The sequence below is a fragment of the Porphyromonas sp. COT-108 OH1349 genome, assembly GCF_000768755.1.
In the GTDB taxonomy this organism is placed as follows: Bacteria; Bacteroidota; Bacteroidia; order Bacteroidales; family Porphyromonadaceae; genus Porphyromonas_A; species Porphyromonas_A canoris.
Genome location: NZ_JRAH01000013.1, coordinates 26,185 through 50,054, shown reverse-complemented (window position 1 = coordinate 50,054; position 23,870 = coordinate 26,185). Strand labels below are relative to the sequence as shown.

General features: G+C 45.5%; 20 protein-coding genes. 4 read left to right on the top strand and 16 right to left on the bottom strand.

Going from position 1 to position 23,870, the window contains the following annotated elements; translation table 11 throughout:
• Positions 1-63: 63 nt before the first annotated feature.
• The 8 genes from JT26_RS02230 to lpdA all read right to left on the bottom strand — a co-directional run bounded on the left by JT26_RS02230 (position 64) and on the right by lpdA (position 9,713).
• A complete protein-coding gene (locus JT26_RS02230; RefSeq protein WP_036845577.1) occupies positions 64-624 on the bottom strand; it encodes a nitroreductase family protein in 561 nt (186 codons plus the stop codon).
• 14 nt (positions 625-638) lie between these two features.
• The gene (locus tag JT26_RS02225) at positions 639-1,247 is read right to left on the bottom strand and encodes a riboflavin synthase (protein WP_036846297.1); all 609 of its coding nucleotides are present in this window, start codon (positions 1,245-1,247) and stop codon (positions 639-641) included.
• A gap of 33 nt (positions 1,248-1,280) precedes the next feature.
• Positions 1,281-2,768 carry an IMP dehydrogenase gene (locus tag JT26_RS02220; RefSeq protein WP_036846294.1) on the bottom strand — a complete coding sequence of 496 codons (1,488 nt, stop codon included), beginning with the start codon at positions 2,766-2,768 and terminating at the stop codon, positions 1,281-1,283.
• A gap of 892 nt (positions 2,769-3,660) precedes the next feature.
• Entirely contained in the window at positions 3,661-4,170 is a 510-nt protein-coding gene (locus JT26_RS02210; protein WP_036791463.1) for a flavodoxin, read from the bottom strand.
• A gap of 14 nt (positions 4,171-4,184) precedes the next feature.
• Positions 4,185-6,224, bottom strand: a complete 2,040-nt coding sequence (locus tag JT26_RS02205; protein WP_036845571.1) for a thiamine pyrophosphate-dependent enzyme — start codon at positions 6,222-6,224, stop codon at positions 4,185-4,187.
• Between the two features lie 12 nt (positions 6,225-6,236).
• Positions 6,237-7,529, bottom strand: a complete 1,293-nt coding sequence (locus tag JT26_RS02200) for a dihydrolipoamide acetyltransferase family protein (protein WP_036845569.1) — start codon at positions 7,527-7,529, stop codon at positions 6,237-6,239.
• 34 nt (positions 7,530-7,563) lie between these two features.
• Positions 7,564-8,334: a hypothetical protein gene (locus JT26_RS02195; RefSeq protein WP_052110298.1), complete on the bottom strand. Its 771-nt coding sequence runs from the start codon at positions 8,332-8,334 to the stop codon at positions 7,564-7,566.
• Positions 8,335-8,360: 26 nt separating this feature from the next.
• Complete coding sequence (gene lpdA, locus JT26_RS02190; RefSeq protein ID WP_036845567.1) at positions 8,361-9,713, bottom strand: dihydrolipoyl dehydrogenase; 1,353 nt, start codon at positions 9,711-9,713, stop codon at positions 8,361-8,363.
• A gap of 834 nt (positions 9,714-10,547) precedes the next feature.
• On the opposite strand from lpdA, the gene JT26_RS10595 reads away from it, so the two are divergent.
• Positions 10,548-10,748, top strand: coding sequence for a hypothetical protein (locus JT26_RS10595; protein WP_036791452.1), 201 nt, complete (start codon positions 10,548-10,550; stop codon positions 10,746-10,748).
• Positions 10,749-10,780: 32 nt separating this feature from the next.
• Here JT26_RS10595 and gap read toward each other — a convergent pair whose 3' ends face one another.
• The 7 genes from gap to JT26_RS02155 all read right to left on the bottom strand — a co-directional run bounded on the left by gap (position 10,781) and on the right by JT26_RS02155 (position 16,598).
• Positions 10,781-11,794 (bottom strand): type I glyceraldehyde-3-phosphate dehydrogenase, encoded by a 1,014-nt coding sequence (gap, locus tag JT26_RS02185; RefSeq protein ID WP_036791450.1) that lies wholly within the window; start codon positions 11,792-11,794, stop codon positions 10,781-10,783.
• A gap of 164 nt (positions 11,795-11,958) precedes the next feature.
• Positions 11,959-12,408 carry a hypothetical protein gene (locus tag JT26_RS02180; RefSeq protein ID WP_036791447.1) on the bottom strand — a complete coding sequence of 150 codons (450 nt, stop codon included), beginning with the start codon at positions 12,406-12,408 and terminating at the stop codon, positions 11,959-11,961.
• Complete coding sequence (locus tag JT26_RS02175; protein WP_036791445.1) at positions 12,405-12,836, bottom strand: phage holin family protein; 432 nt, start codon at positions 12,834-12,836, stop codon at positions 12,405-12,407. Before JT26_RS02175 ends, JT26_RS02180 begins: the two co-directional genes overlap by 4 nt.
• Positions 12,837-13,080: 244 nt before the next feature.
• Entirely contained in the window at positions 13,081-13,371 is a 291-nt protein-coding gene (locus tag JT26_RS10085; RefSeq protein ID WP_052079439.1) for a YtxH domain-containing protein, read from the bottom strand.
• Between the two features lie 125 nt (positions 13,372-13,496).
• Entirely contained in the window at positions 13,497-14,837 is a 1,341-nt protein-coding gene (locus tag JT26_RS02165) for an MATE family efflux transporter (RefSeq protein WP_036791442.1), read from the bottom strand.
• Positions 14,838-15,422: a shikimate kinase gene (locus JT26_RS02160; RefSeq protein WP_052110297.1), complete on the bottom strand. Its 585-nt coding sequence runs from the start codon at positions 15,420-15,422 to the stop codon at positions 14,838-14,840.
• 156 nt (positions 15,423-15,578) lie between these two features.
• Positions 15,579-16,598, bottom strand: coding sequence for a M23 family metallopeptidase (locus JT26_RS02155; RefSeq protein ID WP_036845565.1), 1,020 nt, complete (start codon positions 16,596-16,598; stop codon positions 15,579-15,581).
• Between the two features lie 624 nt (positions 16,599-17,222).
• Between JT26_RS02155 and JT26_RS02150 the strand changes: the two genes are divergently transcribed.
• Positions 17,223-18,572: an OmpA family protein gene (locus JT26_RS02150; RefSeq protein WP_036791435.1), complete on the top strand. Its 1,350-nt coding sequence runs from the start codon at positions 17,223-17,225 to the stop codon at positions 18,570-18,572.
• Positions 18,573-20,737: 2,165 nt separating this feature from the next.
• Here JT26_RS02150 and JT26_RS02130 read toward each other — a convergent pair.
• Positions 20,738-22,171, bottom strand: coding sequence for an ATP-dependent RecD-like DNA helicase (locus JT26_RS02130; RefSeq protein ID WP_235300005.1), 1,434 nt, complete (start codon positions 22,169-22,171; stop codon positions 20,738-20,740).
• Between the two features lie 174 nt (positions 22,172-22,345).
• On the opposite strand from JT26_RS02130, the gene JT26_RS02125 reads away from it, so the two are divergent.
• Positions 22,346-23,050 carry a hypothetical protein gene (locus JT26_RS02125; protein ID WP_036791422.1) on the top strand — a complete coding sequence of 235 codons (705 nt, stop codon included), beginning with the start codon at positions 22,346-22,348 and terminating at the stop codon, positions 23,048-23,050.
• A 28-nt stretch (positions 23,051-23,078) separates the two neighbouring features.
• Positions 23,079-23,867 carry a DUF3822 family protein gene (locus JT26_RS02120; RefSeq protein ID WP_036845555.1) on the top strand — a complete coding sequence of 263 codons (789 nt, stop codon included), beginning with the start codon at positions 23,079-23,081 and terminating at the stop codon, positions 23,865-23,867.
• Positions 23,868-23,870 lie beyond the last annotated feature (3 nt).

Here is a 23,870-nt window from a genome sequence, read left to right as displayed (position 1 = left end):
CCGCTTATTAAGTTACAAGAAATAATTGAATCTTCTACTTTTAGCCGAAACAACGAAAGCCGTTTACTTCTTCTTATATGTGTCCCAAGAGATCACCTCTTGCTCCGGCTTCCTTTTTCTTTGTGAGAGTTTATCATTACTTTTCCCCAGAGCCACTACAAGGGGAATATCTTTTCCTTTTGGGACATTCAACAGACGCCTTAGTTTGCCTTTATCCAACCAGCCTATGATACAGCTTCCCAAGCCTTCATGCTCTGCTGCCAAGGTGAGAAAGCCCACGGCTATTCCTATATCGAAAGAGCTGTAATCCGTACTCTTGATCACGGCACCTATACCGGCTGCGATGTTGGTACGCTCTTGTACCACAACGATAAAGGCAGAACAGTCCGTGGTAAACTTATTCATACCCGGAGCGAGAGGTGTCCGCAGTGCGTCGCTGACGCTTTTCCTCAACTCCCGATCCTTGACAACGACAAAGTGCCACGGCTGTCCGTTGCAGGCAGAAGGTGAAAGCCGTCCTGCCTCAACGATTCTGCCAAGCACCTCATCGGGGATCTCAAATTCGGGGTCATACTTTCTATGACTCTTCCGTTCCCGAATGAGGGTATAAATATCTTTACTCATACTGTCGGGGGATATTACTCCAGAGAGCGCAATCTTGCCAAATACTTTCCGATGATGTCGAACTCCAGATTCACTCGATGCCCTTCGGCAAGGGTGCAGAAGTTGGTATGCTCCTTGGTATAAGGGATGATGGCTACACGGAACGAGTTCGGAGTGGAGTCGCACACTGTCAGCGAAACGCCATTGACGCACACCGAACCCTTCTCTACCGTCATGTAGCCTTGAAGAGCCATATCTTTGGGTACGCTGTATGTTATGGTATAATAAGTACTGCCGTCTGCCTCTTCCACTGCACTGCAAAGCCCGGTGGTATCTACGTGTCCTTGTACGATGTGTCCGTCAAGACGTCCGTTCATCAGCATGGATCTCTCCAAGTTTACCAAGTCTCCGGGACGAAGATCACCCAGATTGCTCCGTTTGAGTGTCTCGCTTATGGCTGTTACCGTATAGGTCTCATCCGTAAGCTCCACCACTGTAAGGCAAACGCCGTTGTGGGCAATGCTCTGGTCTATCTTCAGTTCGTTTACGAAAGAACACGCTACGGTGAGGTGTACATTCTCTGTACCTGTTTCGTGGACAATATCAACGATGCGTCCTGCCTCTTCTACTATTCCTGAAAACATCTTTTCTCTTTGCTCTCTGTATAATTGTTTCACTTACTCTTTCAGTATCACATCGTGCGCACCGCCTTCCACTATCGAAGTAGAAGATACCAGCGTAATCTTGGCATGGTGTTGAAGGTGCTTGATGGTAGTGGATCCACAGCTGCACATCGTGGCTTTCATCTTGGCAAGAGTCTTATCCAGATTGCTCTTCATCTTACCGGCATAAGGCACATAGCTGTCCACGCCCTCTTCAAACTTTAGATTTTCATCACCTCCGGCATCATAACGCTGCCAGTTTTTAGCTCTGTTGGAACCCTCTCCCCAGTACTCTTTCACGAAGTTGTTACCCACCTTGAGCACTTTGGTAGGGCTCTCATCGAAGCGGGCAAAGTATCTTCCCATCATCATAAAGTCTGCACCCATTGCAAGAGCAAGTGTCATGTGATAGTCGTGTACGATACCGCCGTCGCTGCAAATGGGAACATAGATACCTTTGGAAGCAAAATATTCGTCTCTTGCCTCAGCCACGTTCATCACGGCAGTGGCTTGCCCCATACCTATACCCTTTTGTTCGCGAGTGATACAGATGGATCCGCCACCGATACCGACCTTGATAAAGTCCGCACCTGCTTCCACGAGATAGAGGAAACCCTCTTTATCCACGATGTTTCCGGCACCTACCGGCACATCGTATCTGCTCTTGATCCACTCCAGACACTCTTTCTGCCATTCGGAGTAGCCGTCGGACGAGTCGATACACAGCACATCCACTCCGGCTTCTACCAGTGCAGGCACTCTCTCTTGGTAGTCGCGAGTGTTGATACCGGCACCCACAAGAAGTGTTTTATCTTGTTTGTCGGAGAGTTCATTAGGATTTTGATGATGGTTATCGTAGTCTTTGCGGAAGACGAAGTAGCAGAGTCTGTTCTCGTCATCTATTATAGGAAGTGTATTGAGCTTGTGTCCCCAGATGATGTTATTGGCATCGGAGAGCGTGATACCGAGCTTTCCCACGGTGAGCTGAGAGAATGGTGTCATGAAGTCTGCCACTTTCTTGTCTCTCGGATCCACCGATAGTCTGTAATCTCTGCTGGTTACGATACCTTTGAGGATACCATTGGGCGTACCGTCATGAGTGATCCCGATGGTGGAGTGTCCTGTTTTGGCTATCAGGTTCAAGACATCTTGCAGGGTGTGATCGGGTGTAAGGTTGGAGTCGCTGGTAACGAATCCTGCCTTAAACTTCTTTACCTTTCTCACCATTTCCGCTTGAGACTCTATCGGTTGGGAACCGAAGATGAAAGAAAGCCCTCCGTTGCGAGCCAACTCGATGGCAAGCGTATCGTTGGAGACAGACTGCATGATAGCCGAAACGAAAGGGATGTTCAGGTTAATCTTGCTCTCTCCATCCTCTTTCCGATATTTCACAAGAGGAGTACGCAGGGATACGTTGTCGGGTGTACAGGTCTTTTCTGTCAATCCGGGGATAAGCAGATATTCGCCAAACGTGCGAGAAACTTCTTGGTGTATAATAGCCATAACGATATGATATAGGTTACTGTATTTGGGTACAAAAATAACGTTTTCCGTACAGCTATCCAAAGGAGAGACGAAAAGAGTATCTCTCTTCCCGGAGCAGGCTATTCTCAAATCCATTTTGCGGGAATTTTTATATAAAAACAGTCGGTCTGTCTGCCCCCTAAATCGCCTCCTTTTTTCGCCTGATTCAGTCCGGATAATTTTCTCTATTCTTATAACCCATTAGACAACAGACAAATATGAGAAATCGCGAATTTGGAAAAAATTTTTTCTCAGTCCGTTTCATGGGGCTTTTTCGCGTTAATTGGTGTGAATTTTAGCACCTCTGTCTGTAAACATTTCCTAATAAAGAAATTCACCTTTTCAAGGGCATTTTTTGGGGAAATAGGTAATCTGTTGATATTTAGCAGTTTGATAATTTTGGCTAAACACGTTAATCGAATCCGGTAAACGTGTTCATTGAAATCGGTAAACGTGTTTACTGAAAAATTAAACACGTTAAGCCGAAAGAATATGCTCGTTTAGCGTTTTTGCTTAACAGGTATCAAAAATGGTGTTAATAAAATGGGCTGATTTAACAAATTCGACACCCCTCTGAAAACACCCCCTTCGATCAAAATAGAGAGCCGAAAAAAAGTGAGCATTTTTCGGGATGGAATATATAAAAACGGCTCTTCCGGCAGAGCCGTTTTCAGTCTCCCCAATATCGGCAAAGCAGTCTGAAAAAAGACAGACACCGCAACCATTTCGTGTTGCAGTGTCTGTGTCTGTTATAAGCCTTTATGTCGTGAAGCATCGGCAAGATCGCCTAAGCTCCGTAAACGGCTTTCTTGGGAGAGAGCCTTGCTCAAAAGCGATGTCCCAAAGGGTCTCTTCGCTGTCGGGGTCTCTATCAGATGCCGAACTCTTTGAGGATCTGAGCCACCCAGTCCGAGATGCGCTTTTCGTTGAGAGCTTCCTGGTTTTCAAAATCGAGAGCCAAGCCCATGAACTGACCCTCTTCTTCTGCTTGCGAACGCTCGTACTCGTAACCCTCCGTAGAGGTATAACCTACGATCTCACCACCGCAATGCTTGACAAGATTTGCAAGCAGACCGATGCTGTCCACAAAGTTTTCCGGATAGCTCGCCTGATCTCCAAGACCATAGATAGCCACCTTTTTTCCTTTCATGGAGAGTGTCTCCACGTCCGGCAGGATTTCGTCCCAGTAAGATGGAAGTTCGCCATCGAACCATGTAGCACCTCCCATGATGAGATACTTGTATGGGTTGAGGTCTTCTTTGCTTGCAGTCTCCACAGGGACAAGGTCTACCTTGTCTTTTCCTATCTTTTCTGCCAATATCTCAGCTACCTTGGAGGTCTTTCTGGCACTCTTTCCGTAAAATAATCCTATCTTTTCCATAACTTGTTTCTGTATTAAAATTCAATGAGACGCTTAGCTTCACGATAGATGCCATTCGCATTGGGCAAAACGGCTCTCTCCAAAATAGGGTTGAAGCCAACCGGTGTAAACGTAGAACCCAAACGAGATACCGGAGCATCCAACAGCGTGAACATCTCGGATGCAATAGTAGCTGCGATCTCAGCTCCAAAGCCTGAGAAGACCTTGTCTTCGTGTACGATGAGGACTTTGCCGGTCTTCTCTATGGACTTGCGAACCATCTCTTTGTCCCAAGGAACAAGAGAACGAAGGTCTATCACCTCGACAGTTCCGACACCTTCCTCCTTTAGTCTCTTGGCTGCTTGCAGAGAGAGAAGAAGAGTGTTGCCGTAAGTAACGATGGTGAGATCCTTTCCTTCGTGACGGATACGCCCTTTACCGAACGGCACTTCAAAGTCTTCCGGCACGTGTGCCTGTGCTTCGACAGAGTTGTACTGCGCTTTAGGCTCCATGAAGACAGTCAACCCTTCGGAGCGCATGGAGGTACGCAAAAGTCCGGCAGCATCGTCCGCAAATGTCGGATAAACGATTCGCGTTCCCGGAAGAGTGGATAGAGCACCTTCGATGTTCTGGGAGTGGTAGATACCTCCACCGATATATCCGCCGGAGGCAAGGCGTATGGTAACATTCGGGGAGAACTTTCCGTTGCTTCTCCAATAGTCGTGAGTGGTGTCCACAAACTGCTCCATCGCAGGCCAGAAATAGTCTGCAAACTCTGCTCCTTCGATAACCACACGGATGTCTTTACGGAAACGGCTCATGCCGTTAGCTGTTCCGACGATAAAGTCTTCGCAAATGGGAGCATTGAATACACGCTCTTCACCAAACTCCTGCTGCATACCCTTGGATACGTTGAATACGCCTCCCTTGTCTTTATTAGCCATATCCTGTCCGAAAAGGAACGTGTCCGGATTGTGGCGGAACTCTGCTTTAAGGGTTTGATTGAGCGCGGTAACAAGGTTGATCGGCTCGCCTTCCGTGCTGTTGTGAAGACCTTCGGGGTATTTTGTGGACTCGTATGCAGGAGGCAGTACAAAGTCATGGATGGATGCCGGATCGGGATCGGGAGCACGGAGAGCCTTTTTGTTGGCTTCTTTTACATCCTTTTTGACCTGCTCTTCAATCTCCAACAGCTCCTCTTCGGACACTCTCTTATATCTAAGGAGCATGCGTCTGAACTTCTGTATAGGGTCTGCCGCCTTTACGTATTCAAGCTCATCTTCATCGCGGTATAGTGTATGCTTGTCAGAGTTAGAGTGTGCACCGATTCGTACACAGTTGGCTTGCACAATCACCGGACAGCTTGTTTCGAGTGCATGATTCTTTGCCTCTGTCATGGCATTCATGGAATCGAAGATGTCTTTACCGTTGCAGTGAATGATGCGAAGGTGCTTCATGCCGGTGAAGTTATCCGCTACTTTTCTGTTGGCAGTCTGATCTTTCTTCGGAACAGATATGCCATAGCCGTTGTCCTGAATAACGAATACGACCGGGAGTTGCTCCCTTGAAGCTCCGTTGATAGCCTCATAAACGTAACCTTCGGAAGTGGAAGAGTCACCATGAGAAGTGAATGCCACACCTTTCTGTCCGTAGTACTTCATCGCTCTTGCCACACCTACGGCATGAAGGTCATGGTTTGCAACGGCAGAAGAAGTGTTTTGGATGTTCCATTCCGGCTTGGCAAAGTGGTTGGACATATGCCTTCCGCCGCTGCTCGGATCCGTAGCCTTGGAAATCCCGTTCAGGATAATCTCTTCCGCTGTCATACCTGCGGAGAGAGCGGAGAGCATATCTCGGTAATAGGGGAAAAAGAAGTCCTTCTCTTTGTCGAATACTTGTCCCATGGCAAGTTGAATGCCATCGTGTCCGGCGTAAGGCGCATGGTAAGACCAGCCGAGCGACTGCAAAAGGTAGCTTGGAGCCTTATCGTCCAAAGCGCGACCCAGCATCAGGAGGTGATACCACTTCTTTAGAAGCTCTTTATCAGTATTGGTTATAGTAAAATATTTCTTCATGGTTATGATCTGTTATGCGTTCCACTCTTCAAGGTATTGCCCTATGCGGTAAAGGAAATTACCTCCGAGCATACCGTCTATTACTCTATGATCGTAAGAGAGAGCAAGGTACATCTTGTCTCTGATTGCCATTACCGGTCCGTCCGGAGTCTCCAAAATGGAAGGTTTCTTCTCTATCGTTCCCACGCCGAGTATGGCTACCTCAGGCTGGTTAATGATTGGCGTTCCGAAGAGACTCTTGAAAGATCCGAAGTTGGAAATGGTAAATGTTCCACCTTGAATCTCATCCATTCCGAGCTTATTGGCTCTCGCTTTGTTTGCCAAAGCAGATACTTCGTTCGCCAAGCCCGGAATGCTCATGCGGTCTGCGTTCTTAATCACCGGTACGATAAGATTTCCGTCCGGAAGAGATACCGCCATACCGATGTTGATAGACTTACGCTCGATGATGTTATAGCCATCCACGGAAGAGTTGACACGTGGATAGTCTTTCAAAGCCTTGGCTGTAGCTTCGAGTATAGGTGCCATAAATGTAAGGCTGATACCTTCTCTCTTCTTGAATGCCTCTTTCTCCCTGTCTCTCCAACGCACCAGATTGGTAACATCGACCTCTATAACGTTGGTAACGTGCGGAGATATGTGCTTGGATTCGGTCATTCTGTCCGCAATGATACGACGTACAGGATCCATAGGGATAACGGTATCTTCCGGGCCTGCCACTACCGGAACAGATGGTGCTGCCTTTTGCGGTGCGGCGGCAACAGGTGCGGCAGGAGTTGCAGGCTTGGTAAAAGAAGGAGCCGGTGCGCCTTTCTTCTTCTCTATGAAGGCAATGATATCATGCTTGGACACTCTGCCTTCGAATCCTGTTCCCTGAATAGCGTCCAGCTCTTCGGCAGATACCTTACCCTCTTTTGCCTTTTGAAGCACAACGGGAGAGTACCAACGATCTCCGCTCTTCTTGGCAGGCTTTTCGGCTTTCGGGCTTTCGGGCTGAGAAGATGCGGACTTTGCCTCTTCTGCAGGAGCGGCAGCTTTGCTCTCTTCTCCTACTACGGCTTCGCCCGAAAGGTCTATACGTGCCACGATATTACCTACTGCCACGGTATCGCCCTCTATATGAAGAATTTCTTTTACTACTCCGGCTACGGGAGAAGGGATTTCGGCACTTACTTTTGCAGTGTTCACCTCAAAGAGGATATCGTCTTCCTCCACGGTGTCGCCCACTTTCACATTCCAAGTGAGAATAGTACCCTCTGTGATACTTTCGCCCAACTTGGGCATTTTTATATCAAATAGAGACATAATAAATTGAGTTTTGAGTGTTAATATAATTTGCTTATCTGTTTTTGGTTCTGCTTTGATCTTTTGTCCCGAACATGACCCAAGAGCGGTCTTGATACTTTTCTCTTTCGAGTGCCAGCAGGTCGGATTTTTTTAGCAGAGTGCTCAGGTCTGTCTCTTTACAGCCAAGATCCGACAAGAACACCCGGTATTGTGTTTCAACCTCCGTTATCGTATAGCTTTTTCCGGAGTTGGTATAGATATTTGTGACGGGAGAGCGATGACTCCGGACACTTGGGTGCGGATCGCTTTCCGTGCTTGAGTTTTCAGGGCGAAGCATCTCTTCCAGCTTGCAAAGGTCTGTCTCGACCAGAAGAGTAGCATGAAAAATCTGCCTCTGCTTATATACAGCCTGCGCCGAGCCCGATATTTTACGGTCTTCGATAAACAGACTTCTTCTGTTATCTGCCTTGGCATCCACGCCGAGACGGTGCAAAAAAGAGAGCTGAAGGAGCACCGCGTCATCAAAGGTAAAGGTCTCGCACGACCCTATAACGCTGATGTTCACATTGCCTTCGTCGGTAAAAACCGCTCCACCTCCCGTAAATCTTCTGTACAGACTCACCCCTCGGCTGTCGAGGATAGCCTTTCGAGTCTCCCTCTCTACGCTCTGATACTTTCCGAGCACAACAGAAGGGTGAGTCTGCCAAAGAAGTATGATGTTAATCTCCGAATGCTTCACCAACCACTCTTCCAGAGCAAGAATGAGCGACGGCTCTGATCCGCGCAGCAGTGCAAACTGAAAACGGGAAAACTTGTGAGGCATCCGTGTGCGATCTGACTCCTCTTATCTTAGTCGTGCAGCACTTCGTGGATAATCTCGGCAACGGTCGGGTGCGGATAGACATGCTTTCCGAGAGAAGAGAGAGTCTCTCCGTTTTCGATGGCAATGCCCATACCGAAGATGATTTCCGATGCCGGGTTACCAAGCATATGGCATCCGAGTATGGTCTCATTCTCGTCTACCAACACCTTGCAAAGTCCGTTTCCGGTCTCGTTTTCTGCCACAAAGCGACCGGAATAAGCCATAGGCAGCTTCAATACACGGAAATAGGTTCCGCTCTCACGAAGCTCCTCTTCGGTCTTGCCCACTCCGACGATTTCGGGATTGGTATATACAACGCCCGGAATAGCCTTGTAGGACATCGGAACATTCTCTCCAAGGATATGTCCTATTGCCACTTCTCCCTCGCGTATGGCAGTGTGTGCCAACAGAGAGAAGCCTGTAACATCTCCGGCGGCATACACTCTCGGATGAGAGGTCTGCATATACTCGTTCACGGCAACACCGCCACGGTTGGTCTCCACCGATATATTTTCGAGGCCGAAGCCCTGCAAACGTGCCTTACGTCCCACGCTTACAAGGATCTTTTCTCCCTCTATGGTGAAAGTCTCTCCATCTTTTTCTACTTTGACACCTCCGTCAAACACTTCGACAACTTTCGTATTCAAGTGGAAATTAACGCCTCTCTTGGCATACTCATCGCGCAACATTGCCGAAGTCTCCTTGTCCATCGCTCCAAGTATCTCCGGCATCATCTCCACTACAGACACTTCAGAACCCATGCTGTTGAAGAATGAAGCGAACTCCATACCGATGACACCGCCACCGATGATCACGATAGAACGAGGCTGTTCTTTGGATTCGAGCGCCTCTCTGCTGGTCCAATACTCCACGCCATCCAAGCCCGGAATGGGAGGGATAAAGGTGTCCGAACCCGTACAAAGCAACAGATACTTTGCGTGATACTCCTGTCCGCTTTCGCTCTTGATGATAAACTCATCGCCCGACTCCCCTGCAATGGTTGCCAACTCCTTTACGACCTCGACGCCCGAAGAGCTCATCTTGAACGCCACACCGGCTGTAAGCTTCTTGACGACCTTGTTTTTGCGAGCGATGATTCGCTTATAATCGAAAGAGATTTCCCCGTCTATCTTGATGCCGTACTTGAGAGCAGACTTTGCGCTCTCCAGTGTCTTTGCAGAGTAGAGAAGTGTTTTGGTCGGGATGCAACCCTCGTTGAGGCAAACGCCTCCAAGCTCACTCTTCTCAAAGAGTACGGTCTTAAGACCTCCGGCGGAAGCCTTTGCAGCGGCATTGTAACCGGCAGGACCACCACCAATTATTGCTATGTCAAAGTTCATTTATTATATAAGATTTATTCGTTATACTTTTCTCTTTTTCTCTCTAAAAATACAACAAATATTTGATATATAGGCAGATCTAACCATTATTGAGTATATCATTTTGCCCCAAAACGGAGAAGAAAATGGTTTATCTAACTATAATCAAGTATTATTTATATATTTCCATAACGGAAAAGCCCATCAACAAAACATCTTATACAAGAAAAAGAGAACCGACAAAAATGTATCGGGAGAGATTTTGCCTTGTTCATCCAAAACGCTAAACGAGCATATTCTTTCGGCTTAACGTGTTTAATTTTTCAATGAACACGTTTACCGATTTCATTTAATACGTTTACCGAATTCAATTAAAGTGTTTAGCCAAAACCATTAAAACACTAATAATCAACTATCTACACATTTTTACCCCCAAATGCAGCTGAAAAGGCGAATTTCTTTATTAGGAAACGTTCACAGAGATAAGTGTTAAAATTCACTCCTATTAACGTGAAAAAGCCCGATGAAACGGACTGAGAAAAAATTTTCTCCAAATTCGCGATTTCTCATACTCGTCTGATAACAAACGAATTAAAGACTCACGGATTTGAAATGACACAAAACAGAAGAGAAAATCATCGGCATGGAGAGAGAATCTTACCGCTCTGTTTTTATATAAAACATCCCCAAAAAACGGGTCAAAAACAAGGGCTGTCGGAGCCGAGAGAATAACATTTTTATCCCATGAATCCGACACCTTTCGGGGAAGAAAAAGAAAAGAGAAGCAGACCATAAGGAAGCGCTTCTGGCTCAAATGCACCGGCGACACTTTGGAGAGCATCCGGAAGGGGTGTCATGATGAATAGAGAGAAAAACATAGAGTATTATAAGGTACAGATCACTGCGTTGCTTGCGATATTCGGCATCGGTCAGGTACTCCGGTATGCTCTGTCGAGCCTCACCCCTATCGCCTTGAACTCTACGCATTTTAATGTATGCGAAAAGGGGCTATGCCAAACAAATGCCGGCACAGCCCCTTCTCTAATTTATGATTAAAATCAAAGCATCAATGTCGTCTCGACATCTTTTTATTTTGCGTTTACTGTTGCCATGTGTGCGATAAGGTCGAGCACTCTGTTAGAATAACCGATCTCGTTATCGTACCAGGAAACAATCTTAACGAATGTATCTGTTAGAGCGATACCCGCTTTAGCATCGAAGATAGAGCTGCGAACGTCTCCAAGGAAGTCTGAAGATACCACTTCTTCGTCTGTATAGCCAAGGATGCCCTTGAGTTCGCCCTCAGAAGCCTCTTTCATAGCCTTGCAGATCTCATCGTACTTCGCAGGTTTTGCGAGGTTTACAGTAAGATCCACTACGGAAACATCGAGTGTAGGTACACGGAAAGACATTCCGGTAAGCTTACCATTGAGTGCAGGGATTACCTTACCTACTGCCTTTGCAGCTCCTGTAGATGATGGGATGATGTTGCCGGTAGCAGCACGACCACCACGCCAGTCCTTTAGAGACGGACCATCAACGGTCTTTTGTGTTGCAGTAACAGAGTGTACTGTGGTCATGAGACCATCTACGATACCAAACTTATCGTTGAGAACCTTTGCCACCGGAGCCAAACAGTTGGTTGTACAAGAAGCATTGGATACAAACTGAGTACCTTTCACATACTCTTTATGATTTACTCCGCAAACGAACATAGGAGTATCGTCCTTTGAAGGAGCCGACATCACTACATACTTTGCACCTGCATCAATGTGTCCTTGTGCCTTATCTTTGCTTAGGAAAAGACCGGTAGATTCTACTACATAATCTGCTCCCACTTCTGCCCATCTAAGGTCTTTAGGATCGCGTTCCGCTGTTATGCGAACCTCCTTACCATTCACGATAAGAATGTTCTTATCCATGTTGAAGTCTATTGTTCCTTCAAATGTTCCGTGCATAGTGTCGTATTTCAACATATATGCCAAGTAATCTACCGGCATAAGGTCATTGATGGCTACAACTTGAATGTCTGTTCTTTTTTGAGCAGCACGGAAAACGAAACGTCCGATACGGCCAAAACCGTTAATACCTACTTTAATCATTTTCAGTTATCGTATTTTTTGAATGTAAAAAAATCTATTAAAACCTCATATATCTGCATTACAATAACGGAGACCCCCTTTGGGGTCTCTCGTCTAAGGCAATACAAATATATGAATATTTTTCCAATCCATACTCCCTCTATGGTCTCCAATATCTGCTTGAACTACTTCTTTTTGCGACCAAAAGGAAGAGAAAGAATTTTGCGTACGGCTTTCAATCCCAGATTGAAAGCCCGACCCTGTATGTAACCGGCTGCCAGAGGAAGGATAGCACTTAGCATCGGGCTGCTGACCACTCCGGAAAGAAGCGAAGAGAGTGCAGAGGGTTGTTGCTGCTCCTCTTGCCGGGCATCGGGATCTATGGTCCGTATGCTGGTTTTCTCTCTCGAACGGTCGAACAATCCAAGGAAGCCGAGCAGCTTGCCACCTCCCGGGACTCTCTCGGCTACTACTCCTTTGAGCTCTTCAAAGAGCATCCATCCAATGTTTTGGGAAAGATAGCCTATATTATTCTGGAGACGCATCTCGGCAGAACGAATTTCATTCTTGTAAAATCCTCTTTTGATTCGCAGCCTTTCTGCGGAAGAGACTTGTATCGGACGGCTACGGTTCATGCCTTACCTCCTTTCTCCTCTATGGCATCCTTGATGGCATCTTGGGCATTCTGCTCATCCAAATGATCCAGAACGACATGGATATACTTCTCGGAATATCTATCCGTGTAGTGTCTCCACCGAAAAGCCATGTAAAGAGCCGGTATGAGGAATATCGTACCTGAGATGGTGAAGCCAAGAGAAAGTGCTTTGAGCAGCTCGGCATAAAGCTCCGTGAAGAGCAGACTCAGTGCAAAAGAGGCCGCAGCCAGATAAAGCGTGGTGGACACAAGGAGAAGTGTGAGCACGATAGTGGCGTAAACGGCAATGACACCCACAGGCACTCCTTTCTCCACAGCCGACAGCTTCATAAGCTCTATGCGAGAAAAGATCAGAGCCAAGAAGTCCTCTTTTGTTTCCTCTATGATCTGTAAGAATGTTTTTTGCATTTCTTTATAACTCGACAAATTTATAACTGAAGACCTGCCCCTATCCCCCGGAAAGTACAGACCTAAAAAAATATGGCTTTGAGAAGATCTGCCCCACCAAGACGAGCGTAGAGCTCGCACGCTCTCCGCAACGACACGATGACCACACCTCATCTCAAAGCCACACATAACGCAGATCATTGAAGACCTACCCGACGATCCGAAATTTGCCGGATCTGAAAATATCTTCGGTATATGCCGGAAGTTAAGACTTCATAGCACGGAGAGCCTTGTCCTTTACCTCTTCATACATCCCTTCCGCAGAGTCCTTCACATCTGCCAAGTAGCGTTGAAGATCACGAGAAGCCTTTCTTCCTCTTATGCGAGCTCCGTAGTAAGCATCCTTCACTCCGCTCTTTACAGAGTCTGAAAAGTCGGATACATCATCTATAAAGTCATTACGTTTCTTTTCATCAGAAAAATATGCAGCGGCAGCACCTACTGCTGCTCCAATTGCAAAACCGATAAGGAATTTCATTCCACCATTGCCTTTCATGCTAACGTCGTATTTAAGTTAGTTAATAACATTACTTTCTCATCTGAGAAGTGTTCTCCACATCCCCTCATTACAAATATACAAAAAAGTTTCGGGATAAGAAATTCTATGAAAGCAGACAAATGCTATTCGAGGAACATTCGCCATTTGGGGTGTCGCCACCTCTCCCGTATAATGAAAAGTGAACTGAAGACTCCTATTATAATATAGTACACCACCTCGACGGTAAAGCACCAGTGAACCGGAGCATTCAAGTAGTAAGTCAATACCCAAGCCATTCCGAGATAGATAAGGATGGTAGCCATCTCTATCTGCATCGCCTTCTTGGTTGCACCCGTAGCGGAGACTGCAGCAAAGAACATATTGGCAACGGAACTGCCAAGCAAAGCTATGGTAATCACTCTTAGGGTCGGGACGGCATCGGCGATAAGAGAGAGATCGTCCGTAAAGATCTCCGTGACGATATGCGGAAAAAGATTGATGATGACGACAAACACACTCATCGTAAGCAGGGAAAGCCTTGCAATCTTGAAGACCTGACCCGGAACTTTATCCTCCTCTTTCCGTCCGATGGTCTGCCCCACGATGGTGTGGACAGCGGTAGAATATGAACTTATCGGTATATACAGGAAGATGTAGATACTCCTTGCGACAGCCGCGACAGCCAGTGCTCGCTCTCCCAACTTCTCTATGAAGATGAAGAAAACCGCCCAGACCATGAGGCTGACGAGTCCTTGCAACATGAGATAAAAGGATAGTCTGAAAATCTGCCGGATCAGCTTTATATTCAGACGTATGGCGGTGTAGTGGAGAGAATACTCCCCCGTATGACCGCTCAGCCTTGAATAGAAATAGTAAAACAGCAGAGATGAGCCCTCAGCGATGACACTTGCCAAAGCAGCCCCCTTTACACCCAATGCCGGAGCACCAAAGTGTCCGAAGATAAGGACGTAATCGAGCACAATGTTTACCACTGCCATGATGAAGGCATTATAGGTAAGCACTTTCGTTTTCCCTATACCTATGTAAAATGCACGATAGGTGGTGGACTGAAAAGCAAGGACAAAGCCCCAAATGCGCCACTGCCAATATTCGGTGGCAACGTCTGCAACGTCCGGACTTTTAAGGAGCGCATAAAACATGGACTCCCCAAAGATGTAACAGATAAAGAAGGAAAGCTGAGCAGCAATAAGAAGCAAAAGGGAGCTTTGTCCGAATACTCTTCCTATCTCGTCCCGCCGACCTTCTCCGAATCGCTTGGATACCAAAATCTGTGTTCCGGCTCCAAGTCCGAAGCCTAAAGTGAATACGCAGTAATATGCCATGACTGCCATGGCAGATCCACCCATAGCTACTTCGCCTATTCGACCCATAAATGCGGTGTCGGTGATCCCTACAATGTTTTGCGCAATAAGGGATACAAATACGGGGGATGCAATCTTTAGAATATGCTTTACGGAAGCCATCTACTCTCTATTCGCAATCTCCCGGTGATACAACTCCAATATCTGCTCGGCACATTCCTGAACCTCTTCTGCCGTTTCCAGCTTGCCGACATCCACCCGATACTTTGCCCGAAGATAGACAGGCTCTCGAAGTGCAAGTTTTTCTTTCACAAACAGAGAGATCTCCTCGGCAGTTTTGAGTGCCACCGCGGGTCGGGTGTGGCGATAACGGTACAGACGGGCAGAAAGAATATCCAAAGGACACTCCAGATAAACCACCACCCCGCTGTCCAATAGCTGTTTCATGCAGTCCTTATAGCAGGGAGCCCCCCCCCCGGTCGCTATCACAGAACACTCATGCGCCATCACTTCCTGCACGATGGCGTATTCTCTCTCTCTGAAATAAGTTTCTCCATGGGAGGTTATGAGGTCTGAAATGGTTGTCCGAAAGCGATTCTCCAAAAGAAGATCCGTATCCATAAATCGGTAAGAGAGCTTTTCTGCTAAGACCCGACCCAATGTACTCTTGCCTACTGCCATAAATCCGACAAGGATCAATGGCGGAAGTGGTTGATATCCTTTCTCTTCCGAAACATACTTTGCCATAGCTCTATTCTTCACAAAAAGAGCTACAGCTAAGCAATCTTAGAGATTGCAACCGTAGCTCTTCTTTTCAGGTAGAAATCTTTTCAGTAAAGACTCAACCTTGTTAACTTAAATGGTATTGCTCTATATATAACAAATGTCGCTTCAAACAGGTACTTACGCCGTAATACGCAACGCTCTACCAATCTTGAGAGTTGTTTTTGGCGTTATACCGTTAAGCCTACAAATTTTATTTACTGACGTGCCGTACCTGGAGGCTATCTCGGATAAAGTATCTCCGTTTCTCACTCGGTGTACGACAATATTCTTGCTTGTAGAGGATGCCGAAGACTTTCGAGATGAAGCCAAAGCATTACCTCCCGCTTTATGTCTTCCTTTTACAAAAGTAAAGACATCACTATGAGGGATTCCCGTTGAGAAGTCTATGATAAGCTCCGGATTGATAGGAATACCCATGAAACGTGTTTCAAAGTGCAAGTGAGGACCTGAACTTCTTCCGGTATTGCCTCCAAGAGCTATCACATCTCCTGCTTTCACCACTTGATCTTCCGTTACAATGGCACGAGAAAGGTGTCCATATACAGTTTCCAAGCCATTAGGGTGTCTTACCACAACGTAGTGTCCGTATCCTTTCCTTTCATAGTTCACCATGCGAACCTTTCCATCGAATGCAACACGAACAGAGTCTCCAATACTGAGACCAATATCTATTCCGTAATGCATACGGCGGTATCTTTTACGATATCCGTAGCGTGAAGTTACACGCATACTTTCGTTTCCTAAAGGAGAAGTGAATTGGGTACAATCTATGTCGTACGTATCGGGAATTGCCGTAATGGCCGTTCCGATTATTGGATTTACAGACTTCGAGTGCCAAGAATTTTCACCGTAAATATCTATTGCGGGAAAATCGAGTCGTTCTCTTTCAAGCTCCATCGCGATAGATTCCTCTATGGCTTTATTGAGCTCTTTTGTTCTTCTAATGTCTTTAGTTTTAAGGTTATCTGCCATTGCGAGAGAATCTTTTCCCATCTGCTTTTGAATGGCAGTCTCGATAGATTTTATCGGATCCTGATTAACCTTATTTCCTCCCGGTGGCGCTTGAGCCGAAACAAGTCCATGGAATGAAAGCCATGCCACGGCTGTAAGGAGACATCGGTAATTCAAATGTCGCATACAAATTTGTGCTGTTAAACCATCTATTTATAATCACGAAAGCAGAGCCATTCCAAGCCATGTCCTTACTTTAACCGACTTCAAAAGCACTACTTTTTCGACAAATATACCTTTTAACTGCAAAAGAATCAAACAATTCCGCTCCAAAAATCATTATTTAACATGACAAAAGGGGACGCCCAAAATAAAATAAACCACCCCAAAATACTATTAGTAAAAACGTTACAAATGATTTCTATATTGAGCAGAGATTACAAGCAAACAATCTTTAACACTCCGAATACCAATATGTAAATAGGAGAGTATCTCCACCGAAAAGTTTCTCCAAGAGCAGACAAAGCGACAGTCCGAAAGAACGGAGCGACAAAAAGACTCCGGAACACCCTCAAACACCTTTGAAATAGCACCAAAAAGACAAAAAGGAACAGGCTAAAAGCATTATTTTTATAACATTAGACTGAGTTTAAGAAGTAATTATTATCTTTGCGTCAAGGTATAGCATTTTCAAAACCAAGATGGACAATGATTTTGCCTATATCTATTGGGAAAATACAGAATATATTATCGCCTAAAAATAGATAAGAAGGTAGTAAATAAACAATAACTTTTTAACATCACAAAGTAATGAGAAAGATTGGACTTTATCTTGCTCTTCCGTTGTTTTTAGCAGTAGGTGCTCAAGCACAGACAAAAGAAGAACTTATTAAGGAAGAAGCTCTAAAGATTAAAAAAGAGATTAAGCAAAACTACTCTAACTGGAGTATAGGTATCTATGGTGGTTTACCATTTACTCAAGGTGGAGATATGGCAACACTTGCTCATGACAAAATCCACTTTGGTTACATGGGGGGCTTGCAATTGGGTTACCAATTCAATCCATTCTTCGGTCTTAGCCTTACAGGTCAGTACGGAAACGCTCCTGCAGGCGCAAAGAAAGAGGAAATGCAATACAGAGTAATGCCTAACGGTCAGACATTCTATGGCGATATGAGCAAAGCTCCTGCTGAGTCTATGCTTTTCAAGGATGTTTATTCTAAGATCGTACACATGGGTGGAGGTTTGCACTTTGACTTCAACGTGGCTCCTCTATTCGCCCCTGGTGCAAACCGCAAGGTGGCTCTTATCCTAAGCCCTGCTGTTTATGCTTACAAGTTTTCTCCTACACTTCACAAGGTTAGCGACAATGCGAAGTTCAACACTTCGGATCTCAAGAACGACCTCACTCTAGCTCTTGGTGGAGATCTTGACTTCCGTGTTCGCGCAAGCAAGCATGTAGACGTAATGCTTAAGGCAGGTACTGCTTGGATCCAAAACAACAACAACTTCGACGGTATCGACAATACAGGTACCAAGCTTCGTTATGGTGTTGTAGGTCAAGTGGCTCTTGGCGTTGTTTACAAGATCGGTAACACAAACAAGGAAGACAATATCCTTTACGCTCCTGTTGGTTCAGCTATCAAGAAGATGGCTACAGACAGAGTGAACGAACGTCTTGAAGCTGAGCGCATCGCTCGCGAAAAAGCAGAAGCTGAACGTTTGGCTCGCGAAAAGGCAGAAGCTGAAGCAGCTGCTCGTAAGAGAGCTGAAGAAGAAGCTGCTCGCAGAAAGGCAGAAGAAGAAGCTCGTTTGGCAGCTCTTGCAGCAGTTAAGTTTGACCTTCCAACAGTACACTTCAACAGAGGTTCACACAGAATCGATGTTAGAAAGTACAAGAACGAATTGGCAACAATCGTATCTACATTGAAGGAAAACCCAACTGTAGAATTTGTTATCACAGGTTTCTGCGACCACACAGGTACTGAAGCTCTTAACAACAAACTTGCTATCAACCGTGCAGAAGCCCTTAAATCATATCTTGCTAAACAAGGTGTAGATGTATCTCGTATCACTACTGCAGGTCAAGGTAAAGACCCTGTTCTTACTGGCAAGGACGCTCTTTCTATCAAGGCAAGAAGAGTTGAGGTGAAGAACTAATACTTCTTCGATCCCGACTAAGTAAATAAAACGAACGGCGGTAAGTGGTTTCACTTACCGCCGTTCCTCTTTTTTATATATCCTCCGACACGCATAGAACAGACTCGCGTTCTCCCATATTTATAAAAATTCTGCCGTTAAAGCATAGGAAACAACTGAAAATAAGAATAGGCATTTCGCAATCGAACAAAAAAGAGAACACTACTATAAAGACAAGAGAGAACCGAGAAAAGAAGCAGACAACCCTTAACCCAACATACAAAATCTACCATTGAAAGGCAAAACAGAGCTAAAGAGAGAAGAGCGTAATCATTAGTCCAAGACAAAAGAGCATCTATCAAAGGAAAAGAGACAACCGAAAACAGAAGCGGACAACCCTTAACCCAACACACAAAATCTACCATCAAAAGATAAAACAGAGCTAAAGGGAGAAGAGCGTAATCATTAGTCCAAGACAATAGAACATCTAATCAAAGGAGAAAAACAACCGAGAACAGAAGCGGACAGCCCTTAACCCAACACACAGAATCTATCATGAAAAGGTAAAACAGAGCTAAAGGGAGAAGAGCGCAATCATTAGTTCAAGATAAAAGAGCATCTATCAAAGAAAAAGAGACAACCGAGAACAGAAATGAACAACCCTTAACCCAACATACAAAATCTACCATTAAAAGATAAAACAGAGCTAAAGAGAGAAGAGTGCAATCATTAGGGTAAGACAAAGGAGTCTCCATCAAAGAAGAAAACACAACCGAGGACAGAAACGGACAACCCTTAACCCAACATACAAAATCTACCATTGAAAGGCAAAGCAGAGCTAAAGAGAGAAGAGCGTAATCATTACTCCAAGACAAAAGAGCATCTATCAAAGAAGAAAGCATTATCGTAAAGAAAAATGGAGAAGCCTCAACCGATGGAGAGCAACCTTGTTAAAGAGTAAAATGTTACCGAAGAGCAGAACAAATAACCCCAAACCGGTGATAAACACAACACATTAAGGGAGATATTGACTTGTGAAAAATCCATTGCAATCTCCCCTTTTAGCGCACTGCACTACCATTATTGAGCCTCCTCTTAAAAGCCAAGAATGGTGCCCCAACCAGATCTGTTTCTTGGAAAAGCCATCTCAAAATCTCCAAACGAGACGAAAAAAGAGAGCCGTTTCGCACATCTCGATACCCGGACTGTCGCTTTCAATCTTGTGAAGCTTTGTAAGCAGTGGCAAGACCTTGCACCTCTCAATATCCGGTCTATTCCTTCCAATCTTTTAAGATACTGCTATCAACAGCAAAGCCTCCCTCTCTCCTATATCTCGATAGCACCTCAAGCAGGGTCGATTAACACAAAAAAGCCCTCTTTTTATACCTCTCGGCTCTTCACTCTTGGCATCAAAAAATATCACACTTTCACAGCCGGGCACTAAGACTCATATAACAACCCCTCATCCTTTCCATCGCAAGCACTTTTCCCACAAGAATAGAAAGGGTGAACAGAGGATGTTTTATATAAAAATGAATCTGCCAAGAGAAGAGGATTTGAGCCACTCCAAGATGATCTTAAAACAGAAATAATTCCACAACCAGCCATAACGTACTATAAGATAAGCCATTACAAAAGAGCCCGAATTTGAGAAAAAATTTTTCTCAGTCCATTTCATGGGGCTTTTTCGCGTTAATTGGTGTGAATTTCAACGCCTACGCTCGCAAATATTTCTTAATAGAGAAATCTGCCTTTTTAGGTGCTTTTTAGAGCAAAAACAGATAGAATGCTGATTATTAGAGTCTTAATGATTTTGGTTAAACACGTTAATCGAATCCGGTAAACGTGTTTAATGAAATCACTAAACGTGTTCGTTGAAAAATTAAACACGTTAAGCCGATAAAATATGCTCGTTTAGCGTTTTGGCTTAATAGCTATCGGAATTTGTGTTAATAAAACGACCCAAATTTAACAGTTCGGTCGTGCTCTGAAAATGACCTCTCCGATCAAAATAGAGAGCAAGAAAAAAGTGGGCATTTTTCGGGATGGAATATATAAAAATAGAGAGCCGTCCGCCCTCTATCCGGAACAATATTTTTGTCGTTTCTTTTCGGGAAATTTTCTCAATCCGGAGAAGCATTTTATCCCCCACATCTTCCTCTCCGACGAAGCGAGTCTGACAACACTTACTCCTCTATCTCGAACAGCAGCTTACTCGGATTGACAAAGTAGAGATGCCCCGTAGCTCTCGTTACAGCCGTATAGAGCCAACGGTAGAAATCCAGCGACATCATCTCCTCTGTGAGATAACCGATGTAGACATAGACATCCCTCCACTGCCCTCCCTGCGATTTGTGGCACGTCATGGCATAGGCATACTTCACTTGCAGAGCGTTCAGATAGGGGTGTTGTCGCATCACCGGATAGAGTTGTGCCTTAGTGGTCAGCTCCGGATAGTCTTGCCGCACTTCATCGAACAGCTCCTGTCGCTGTTCCGGAGAGAGTGCGGGAGAAGCATTGAGCAGGCTGTCCATGATCACTTTTGCTTCAAACTGCTCTTCCATTTCGGTTTCGAGCGTCACGTCTGCAAAGGTAAAGTTGTAGAGTTCTCGCACTTTGCCCAGCCGTTTTACGGTAAGCACCTCTCCATTTGCAGAGAATCGGGTGGGGGTTCGTCTCTGTTTTTCCTCTTCGCATCCGGGGAAATAGAAGTAGTTGTTCCGCGCCACCATGAGACGCTCACCCTGAACAAGAGCGGTCTCATAGTCGAACTGCCGACGGCGTATCTCTACATTAAACGCTTCGGCATCCTTATTGGAGCGAGTAACGACCACTACATCGTCCACCGAATGATCCCTCATGGAGCGATCCAGAGCCTCAGGCAGCTCCTCCCCTCTAAGTATTGACACATCTCCATCTTTCTGTGGAACGAATGGTATAGGCGAGAGTGGCGAAACGTGTTCCGTGCTTCCCGTAGCCGAAAGCTCCTGTTGCAACAGCAAGATATGATCTCTAAGCAGTGCGCCCAAACGGACAATATCGCTCTGCTCAGCCTGACGAACGATGTCCGTAAGCACGGCGGAGTGAATCTCCGAACAGTAAGCCTTCAAAAATTCGACATCCAAAGCCGGACTGATGGTAGTACCCACCGGAGGAAGCTGAGCATCATCTCCGATGAAGACAACCTTTGAACCGGGTGTGGAGAATACAAAATCCAGAAGATCCTCAAGCAGTCTGCCCGATCCGAACATCCCGGACACATCCTCTTCGTTCCCTATCATCGAAGCTTCGTCTACGATAAACACCGTTCCCTCCGGATAGCTGTTTCTGTCTTTGTCAAACCTTTCTTCCAAAAACGAAACCCTTTTCTGCCTGTATATAACCCTGTGAATGGTGTATGCCGATACAGAGCAATATCCTCCGAGCACCTTTGCCGCCCGACCCGTCGGAGCCAGTAAAACCACCGGTTTATGGTAGAAAAGCAGCGTCCTGCAAAGGGCTCCCACAAGACTGGACTTGCCTGTCCCCGCATACCCTTTGAGAACAAAAAGAGCGCCATCCGGCGCATTCTCAAAATAGGAAAGCAGTGAGGAAAGAGCCTTTTTTTGAGAAGAAGACATCTCATGTCCAAAAAAATGGTTAAATTGGAAGCCAAAACCGGAAGGCAAAATCATAGGATACTATTTTTTAATTCAAGACCCTTTAAGGATTGGAATAAGTTTACTACTTTTGTCTTTGGATGTCAAAAAAAGAGACTCCTCGGAAAGAACAAAAATAAACAATATACACGCCGCATGAAAGTAATAGTCAAAATTTTATTGGTAGCCGCCATCGTTGGCTTGGCTTACGTGTCTGCTATGAGTATTCTCACGCCTATCAACTTCAAAAAGAAAAAGACCGAACGTGAGAAACCTATTATCGAGAGACTGATAGACATTCGTACAGCACAGATCTCTTTTAAGACACAATACAACAGACATGCCGCTAATTTTGCGGAGCTGGAAGACTTCCTGAACAATGGACGTATTCCTACTGTTTTGAAAGAGGGTGAACTTACAGAAAAACAACGTGAAGACGGTCTTACAGAAGCATCTGCAGCCGCCATCACAGCCAAAGCTCGTGCAACAGGAAACTGGAAAGAAGCAACAGAAAAAGGTCTTGTGTATGGAGAAAACAAGTATTTCCTTCGTGATACCACTTGGGCAAATGCGAAGCTTGCTCTTTTCGGAGAAAATTTTGACGTCTCTTCCATCGGCATAGTTCCGGGAACAAACGCCAGCTTCAAAATGGATACTGCAAGTGTTAAAACTGCTTCCGGTTTCGACATCCGTATCTTTGAAGCCTCTGTGGACTACGATGTATACTTGGGAGACCTCGATAAGCATCAGCTTAAGAACCTTAAAGACAGAACTGAAAAGTTGGAAAAGTTCCCCGGTCTAAAGGTTGGTTCTCTTGTTGAAGTCAACAACTACGCAGGAAACTGGGAAAAAGAATTCTAATGAGATTGCTTATCACATACATTGGTATATGGTAGAGTTAGCGGATATACATCCACAAAAGTCTCAACAACTTCATACGTCCATCCGCATCACAACGGATGGACTTTCTTTTTATGCGAGAGACAAAGAGAGCTCGGCTCTTTTGGTCTCTTTCAGCACTCCTTTTCCCGAAAGCACGCTATCGCTCTCTCTTTCGGAGCAAGTAAAGGAAGTGCTGTTCCTGCACACTCCCCTCTCACTGCCTTTCCACTCCACAAAAATCTTCGTGGAGCCTTTAGAGGTAATGCTGATGCCGGAAGAGCTGTCTCAGAAAAGCACTTTGGGCTTTACTCAACACGCTCTGACGGAAGACGCAGAAGAGAAAAAAGAGCTGATCTTACGCATACCGCACAACGGCGGAATGGCGATGAGCTTCTCCATGGACGAACCTCTTTACAGCCTCGGACTGCGCTCTTTTTCCAATCCAAGCTATCATCATATCCTTGCGGAGCTTATCCGACAATCGGTGGAAGCCTCTCTGACGACAGGTTCAAAGGTGGTATATGCTGCTTTTTCCGGCGGTAGTCTCAACATTGCAGCCGCGGAACAGGGGAAGTTGCTACTTGGAAACAGTGTCATTGCTCCCCATGCAGAAGATGCCATATACCATCTGACACGAATATGGAGAGGCTTGGGAATGAATGCACATAACGATTCGCTGACGCTTTGGGCGGAAGGAGCGGATAGCCCGACCCTTTCTCTCTACTTCGGCGAAAGGATAAAAGAGTACACGACATACACCTCTCCCGAAGAGATGTACCACCTTTATCTGCAATAAGAA